The following is a 6331-nucleotide window of genomic DNA, read 5'->3' as shown; positions in this document are numbered from 1 at the left end:
GGATGGGGCGGTGGGTACGGCGGAAGCGCCGGCCGTAAGTCCGAAGGGGATTCCGGCGGAGCCGCAGCAGGCAGCGTTGAAGCGATCGAGGCGATCGAGCCTATCGACGTGATGATCGATTGGCCGGACGAGCAAGCGCGAGGGATCGGTGCCGGCGGTTATGGCAGGGACCGGGTGTCGGTCGAGGCCGATCCGGCGATTGCCGCAAAAATCCGCGCCATCGTGCAGCAGCGGTGGGGGGTGGAGCCCGCGCGGATTGCCGTGAGCATGGCTGCCGAATGAGCGGGAACAGGGTTGTGACGAGGAAGGGGGAGAACGCGGTTGGCAAAATGGCTGGAAGGACTCGAATCAGCGGTCGGCGGCGGCCGGGGAGGCCCGAAGCGGGTCAAGTCGTTGCGGTGGCTGCTGCTGATCGGCTGCCTGGGGGCCGGGCTGCTCATCCTTAACTCGTTCCTGTCGCTTCGCGAGGTGCCGCCGTCCGACAACTCCGGCAGCCCTCCGCCTACTGCGGAAGAGGTGTTCTCCGGCCGTCAGCCGGACGGACAGTCGCCGTTCGAGACGATCGAGCAGCCTCTGGAATTGCGGTTGAAGGAAATTTTAGAGAAAATTGTAGGCGTCGGCACGGTGGACGTGCTCGTCACGATCGACTCGACCGAGGAGATCGTATATGAGAAAAACGGCGAGCGGTCGGAGCAAATGACCGACGAAAATGACGGCAAAGGCGGCCGCCGGCGCATCACGTCTGCGACAGAAGGCGGTCAGGTCGTCCTGTACGAGCTGTCGGGCGATCAGACGCCGGTGATCACAAAGAAAATCAAGCCAAGAGTGCGCGGGATTCTGGTGGTGGCCAAAGGGGCGGAGAACGCGACGGTGCGCATGCTCATTGCGGATGCGGTTCAAAAAGGGGTCAACGTCGCGCCGCACCGCATCTCAGTCGTGCCCCGCAAGCAGGGTTGAGGCGGCGGAAGACGCTTTGAGATCATATCATGGGGAGGAACGTATCAATGAATACGAAAAGACAGACGATTTGGCTGGTATCCATGCTTAGCCTGATGGTGGTTTTATCCGCGTATTACCTGTTCACGGAAGACATTGGTTCGGGCAATAGTCTCAATGCGGATACGGTCCAGGGTCCGAACGAGTCGGCAGTCGGTCCGGATGCCGGAAGCGCCTCTGCCGCAGATCCAACGGCGGATCAGATTACGGTCGACGAGGTGGCGGACAGCATGGCTGAGAAGAAGGCGAATCCGGCTGACGGCGGTGCCGCCGATAGTGAAGCGAGCGGCGGTAACACGGCGAACACGGATGCGGAGGTGCTGGAGCAGATCGCTTCGCAAGGAACGACGGCTATCGGAGGCGATACGATAACGCGGCTGCAGATGGGCCAATTGGAAGCGTTCAACAAGAGAATGGATGAGTTGTACAGCATCGTATCCGACACCTCGAACGACGCGAAGAAAACGACCGACGCGGTTGCCGAGATCGACCGTCTGGATGAGAAGAAAAGTAAAATCACCGATCTGGAGCAGCAACTGCTCGCCTCGTTCCCGAAGGCGGTGGTGGCGGAGGAAAACGACACGTACAAGGTCGTCGTGCAGAGCGCGAAGCTGGAGCGTTCGCAAGCTGCGGATATTATCGATAAAGTAATGAAAACGATGGGTGTTTCCGCAGACCGGGTATCGGTGCAATTCGTGCCATAAGCTGCGTTTGAAAACAGTCTCCGCCGCCCGGCTAACGGGCGCCGGAGACCGTTTTTTGCCGTGAAAAAAATGGGTTCGTGTTCTGAAGGCTTTATGATATAATAGCAACGTTATGTGAAAAAATAGCAGTGTGTTTCCGTGTCACAAATGTTAAGGAGTGAATCGTCCATGTTCAAGCTCAGCGAAATTAAGGAGCTGGTCAAGCTCATCGATTCGACCTCGGTTCATGAGCTCGAAATTGAGAATGAGGGAGCCCGCCTGCTCATCCGCAAACCCGGCAAAACGGAGGTCGTGACGGTCAGCGCGGCTCCCGCCGTCCATACATATACGCCTGCTCAATCGCCTGCCCAGACGCAGGCGGCGGCTGTGGGATCCGCTGCGCCGGCCGCGCCCGAAGCGCAGACCGTTTCGGACAATCTTCACCGGATCGTATCGCCGATGGTCGGAACTTTCTATAGTTCCCCTTCGCCGGAATCGGATCCTTACGTCAAAGTCGGCGACCGCGTCGGCGAGAAGACGGTGGTCTGCATCCTTGAGGCGATGAAGCTGATGAACGAGCTTGAGGCGGAGGTTCGCGGCGAGATCGTCGAGGTGCTCGTGGATAGCGGCCAATTGGTTGAATACGGCCAGCCGCTGTTCCTCGTGAAGCCGGAATAAACCGGCCACCGCTTACCGAATTGCTGAAAGGGGTCAGACGATTGAAATTTCATAAAATACTGATCGCCAACCGCGGTGAGATCGCGGTTCGGATTATACGCACCTGCCGGGAGCTCGGCATTCAATCGGTCGCCGTCTATTCTGAGGCCGACCGCGACTCGCTGCATGTACGTCTGGCGGATGAAGCGTACTGTATCGGTCCGACGCTTTCGAAGGATAGCTACCTTAATTTAACGAACCTGATGAGCGTCGCAACGCTCACGGGCTGTGACGCCATACATCCCGGCTATGGGTTTTTGGCGGAGAATGCCGATTTTGCGGAGATCGTCGAGTCGTGCAACATGTCATTTATCGGGCCTTCGCCCCAAGCGATCAGCAAGATGGGCGACAAGTCGGTCGCCAAGCGGACGATGAAGGACGCGGATGTTCCGGTCATTCCGGGCTCCGACGGTCTTGTGGAGGATATGGACGAGGCGTTGCGGATCGCCAGGTCGATTGGCTACCCGATCATCATCAAGGCCACGGCGGGCGGCGGCGGCAAGGGCATCCGGATCGCCGAGGACGAGGAATCGTTAATTCAACAAATTACAACCGCCCAGCAGGAGGCCCAGAAAGCGTTCGGCAACGCCGGCGTTTATTTGGAGAAATACTTGACGGGCATGAAGCACGTTGAAATTCAGATTATGGCCGACAAGCACGGCAATGCCGTTCACCTGTTCGAGCGCGATTGCTCGGTGCAGCGGCGCCGTCAGAAGCTCGTAGAGGAGGCGCCTTGTCCGATCATGACGCCAGGTCTGCGCGAGCGGATGGGCCAGGCGGCGGTGCGTGCGGCCAAAGCCGTCGATTATTCCGGTGCGGGCACCCTCGAGTTTCTGCTCGGTCCGGACGGCAACTTCTATTTTATGGAGATGAATACGCGTATTCAGGTTGAGCATCCGGTTACCGAGATGATCACTGGCGTCGATCTGATCAAGGAAATGATTTCCGTAGCCGAAGGCAATCCGCTTTCCATCAAGCAGGAGGATCTCGTGATCGACGGATGGGCGATCGAGTGCCGGATCAACGCGGAGGACGCCGAGCGCGGTTTCATGCCGTCACCCGGTCAGATCCAGTTTTATTTGCCGCCGGGCGGCCTGGGCGTTCGCATAGACAGCAGCGCCTATCCGGGCTATGTTATTTCGCCGCATTACGATTCAATGATCGCCAAGCTGATCGTGTGGGGGGCGACCCGCGAGGAGGCGATTGCCCGCATGAAGCGTGCATTGTCCGAATTTGCGATCGACGGCATCAAGACGACGATTCCTTTTCATCTGAAACTGCTCAATCATCCGTTGTTCGTCAAAGGTGATTTTGACATTAAATTCCTGGAAGAGCATGATGTAAATGCGCCTCAAGCGCCCGCTGCAAGCGGGTCTATCGACATTTAGCCGGTTTGTCATAATTCCCGCGTAATGTTATAGTATAGAAATAAGATTGCGGATAAGCCATCGGCCTGCACACGCGGCCGCATTTTCCGCACTCGTTATGGAACGGGAGGTGTAGTATGGAGACGAACACATTGGCCGTGGATTATGAGCGGACGGAAATGGGAAGTATTCAGATCGCACCTGAAGTGATCGAAGTCATCGCCGGGCTGGCGACGGTGGAAGTGTCGGGTGTGGCCGGCATGAGCGGCGGATTTGCCGGAGGAATTGCCGAACTGCTAGGTCGCAAAAATTTATCCAAAGGCGTGAAGGTGGATGTCGGTCAGCGCGAAGCGGCGGTCGACGTATCAATTATTGTGGAATACGGCAACCGCATTCCCGAAATCGCCTCGGAAATTCAACGGAACGTCAAGCGTTCCATTGAAATGATGACAGGCCTGACGGTCGTAGAAGTCAACGTTCACATTCACGACGTCCACTTCAAGACGGGCGAAAAGCCGGAGGAGGAAGAAACGCTTCTCCGGGTGAAGTAAACGGTTCGTGCACGGGTTGATTCGCTTCCCCCTCGTGACGGGCTTGCCGCTCGGCGCAGGGGTTTTTTACATTTCACCCGCAGTTTTCATCCGAAGAGAGATCGGGGAGGTTCTGCAATTGGCCAAAATTATGGACAGGTTCCTGCTTTTCATTTACAGTCTTAGCGTTTTCGCACTATCCGTCGCAGTCTTGTCCGTCGTCGGTCGGCTCGTTTCGAGACGGTCGGCGCTCAACTGGGTGGGAGAGCTGTACGGCAACAACACGCTTTTGCAAGGGGTCGTCATTGGCGCGGCCGTCGTGCTGGTGCTCATCAGCCTGCGGTTTTTGTATGTCGCCCTGCGGAGAGGCAACGCGTCGGCGCCTTCCATCGACCAGCGGACCGATTACGGCGACATTCGCATCTCGATCGAGACGGTGGAGAATTTGGCATTGAAGGCCGCTTCGAGACAGCGGGGGGTGAAGGATCTGCGCGCCCGTATCCGCATCGCCGAATCGGGCATCGATATCGTGCTTCGCGCAGTCGTAGACGGCGAAACCTCGATTCCCGACTTGACGGAGGACATCCAGAAATCGGTGAAGGAGCATGTCGAAGAGATTACGGGCATTCCGGTTTCCGGCGTTTCGGTGTTTGTTGCGAACATTATCCAGAGCCAATCATTCAAAAGTCGTGTGGAATAAGGAGGGTCGTCGCCGATGTGGAGGGAGATCCTGACGACGCACGGAGGCCGCATTGCAGGCGTCGCGGCCGGGGTGTTTTTTGGGCTGATATACATTTTTACAGGATTTTGGGACATGCTGTTTTTTGCTTTGCTTGTTTGGATCGGCTATTATGTTGGAAGAATGAAAGACGAGCGAAGCGGACCGGTTATTCCATGGGATCGTTTGACAGAATGGTTGAACGGGCGCTGGAGATGGTTCAAATAACCCTGTGATTTCCTCCGTACGCCGGACAGAGGCGGCAGTCCGTTCGGGGCAGGGAGGAGATCATAGGTTTTTTTCATTCTATATTTCACAGCAATGTGCAGGAGGACGTATGAAGCGGAGATTAGCGCGCGAAATCGCGGTTCAGAGTTTGTATCAGATGGAGATGAACGAGGTGGACGCCGAAAGCGCGGTCGCCATGATCGTAGAGGAAGCCAAGCAGGAGGAAAGCGAGCTGGGTGCGGATACCTCCGGACTTGAGCGCGTGGCGAGGCATGCTTTTGAATTGACGGCGGGCGTGGACGAGCGCCGTGTTGCGATCGACGATATGCTGCAGCATTACCTGACCGGATGGCAGATGGACAGACTGTCCCGCGTCGACCGTCAAATTCTGCGGGTCGCTTGCTATGAGCTCGTGTATCGCGAGGATGTGCCGCCCAAAGCGGCGATCAACGAGGCGATCGAGCTGGCGAAGCATTTCGGCACCGAAGAGTCGGGCAAATTCGTCAACGGCGTGCTCGGCAAAGTGATCGGTGCGCTCGACGAGCTCAAAAAAGCGCGGAATTAAAGGAACGGAGTGGGATACAGATATGGCGGCACAATTAATCGAAGGCAAAAAAATATCGGATGAAATTCGCGAAGAAATTCGCGTAGAAACTGCTGCTCTTGCGGCGAAAGGCGTCATTCCGGGCCTTGCTGTCGTGCTCGTCGGGGACGATCCGGCATCCCGGGTGTATGTCGGCAGCAAGGAGAAGGCGTGCGGGCAGATGGGCTTTTATTCCGAAGTGCATCGGCTGCCTGAGCAGACGAAGCAGGAAGAGTTACTTGCCCTGATCGATAAGCTAAACGCCCAATCGACGGTGCATGGTATTCTCGTGCAGCTGCCGCTGCCGAAGCATATCGAGGAGAAGGCGGTCATCGACGCGATCAGCGTCGATAAGGATGTGGACGGCTTCCATCCCATCAGCACGGGCAACCTGGTCATCGGCGACGACAGCCTGCTGCCGTGCACGCCGGCAGGCAGCATCGAGCTGATCAAGCGAACGGGGATCGATATAGCGGGCAAGCATGCTGTTGTGATCGGCAGGAGCAATA

10 protein-coding genes are annotated in these 6331 nt (G+C 57.1%); all 10 read left to right on the top strand.

Annotated elements, in window-relative coordinates; all coding sequences use genetic code 11:
• On the top strand, positions 1-282 hold a 282-nt coding region (locus tag BG52_RS16000; RefSeq protein ID WP_036666987.1), incomplete at its 5' end, for a hypothetical protein.
• Between the two features lie 39 nt (positions 283-321).
• On the top strand, positions 322-957 hold the full coding sequence (spoIIIAG, locus tag BG52_RS06685) for a stage III sporulation protein AG (RefSeq protein ID WP_036585071.1): 636 nt from the start codon (positions 322-324) through the stop codon (positions 955-957).
• Between the two features lie 47 nt (positions 958-1004).
• Complete coding sequence (locus BG52_RS06680; RefSeq protein ID WP_036585073.1) at positions 1005-1700, top strand: SpoIIIAH-like family protein; 696 nt, start codon at positions 1005-1007, stop codon at positions 1698-1700.
• A 168-nt stretch (positions 1701-1868) separates the two neighbouring features.
• Positions 1869-2357 (top strand): acetyl-CoA carboxylase biotin carboxyl carrier protein, encoded by a 489-nt coding sequence (accB, locus tag BG52_RS06675; RefSeq protein WP_036585075.1) that lies wholly within the window; start codon positions 1869-1871, stop codon positions 2355-2357.
• 41 nt (positions 2358-2398) lie between these two features.
• A complete protein-coding gene (gene accC, locus BG52_RS06670) occupies positions 2399-3784 on the top strand; it encodes an acetyl-CoA carboxylase biotin carboxylase subunit (RefSeq protein ID WP_036585077.1) in 1386 nt (461 codons plus the stop codon).
• A 116-nt stretch (positions 3785-3900) separates the two neighbouring features.
• Entirely contained in the window at positions 3901-4314 is a 414-nt protein-coding gene (locus BG52_RS06665; RefSeq protein ID WP_036585079.1) for an Asp23/Gls24 family envelope stress response protein, read from the top strand.
• 118 nt (positions 4315-4432) lie between these two features.
• Positions 4433-4993 carry an alkaline shock response membrane anchor protein AmaP gene (gene amaP / locus BG52_RS06660; RefSeq protein WP_036585081.1) on the top strand — a complete coding sequence of 187 codons (561 nt, stop codon included), beginning with the start codon at positions 4433-4435 and terminating at the stop codon, positions 4991-4993.
• A 15-nt stretch (positions 4994-5008) separates the two neighbouring features.
• A complete protein-coding gene (locus BG52_RS06655) occupies positions 5009-5239 on the top strand; it encodes a DUF2273 domain-containing protein (RefSeq protein WP_036585083.1) in 231 nt (76 codons plus the stop codon).
• Between the two features lie 109 nt (positions 5240-5348).
• Positions 5349-5804 carry a transcription antitermination factor NusB gene (gene nusB, locus BG52_RS06650; protein ID WP_036585084.1) on the top strand — a complete coding sequence of 152 codons (456 nt, stop codon included), beginning with the start codon at positions 5349-5351 and terminating at the stop codon, positions 5802-5804.
• A gap of 22 nt (positions 5805-5826) precedes the next feature.
• On the top strand, positions 5827-6331 hold a 505-nt coding region (locus tag BG52_RS06645; protein ID WP_036585085.1), incomplete at its 3' end, for a bifunctional 5,10-methylenetetrahydrofolate dehydrogenase/5,10-methenyltetrahydrofolate cyclohydrolase.

Origin of the sequence: Paenibacillus darwinianus, from assembly GCF_000598065.1 — a bacterium.
Taxonomy (GTDB): domain Bacteria; phylum Bacillota; class Bacilli; order Paenibacillales; family Paenibacillaceae; genus Paenibacillus_I; species Paenibacillus_I darwinianus.
This window is presented reverse-complemented; position numbering and strand designations above follow the sequence as displayed.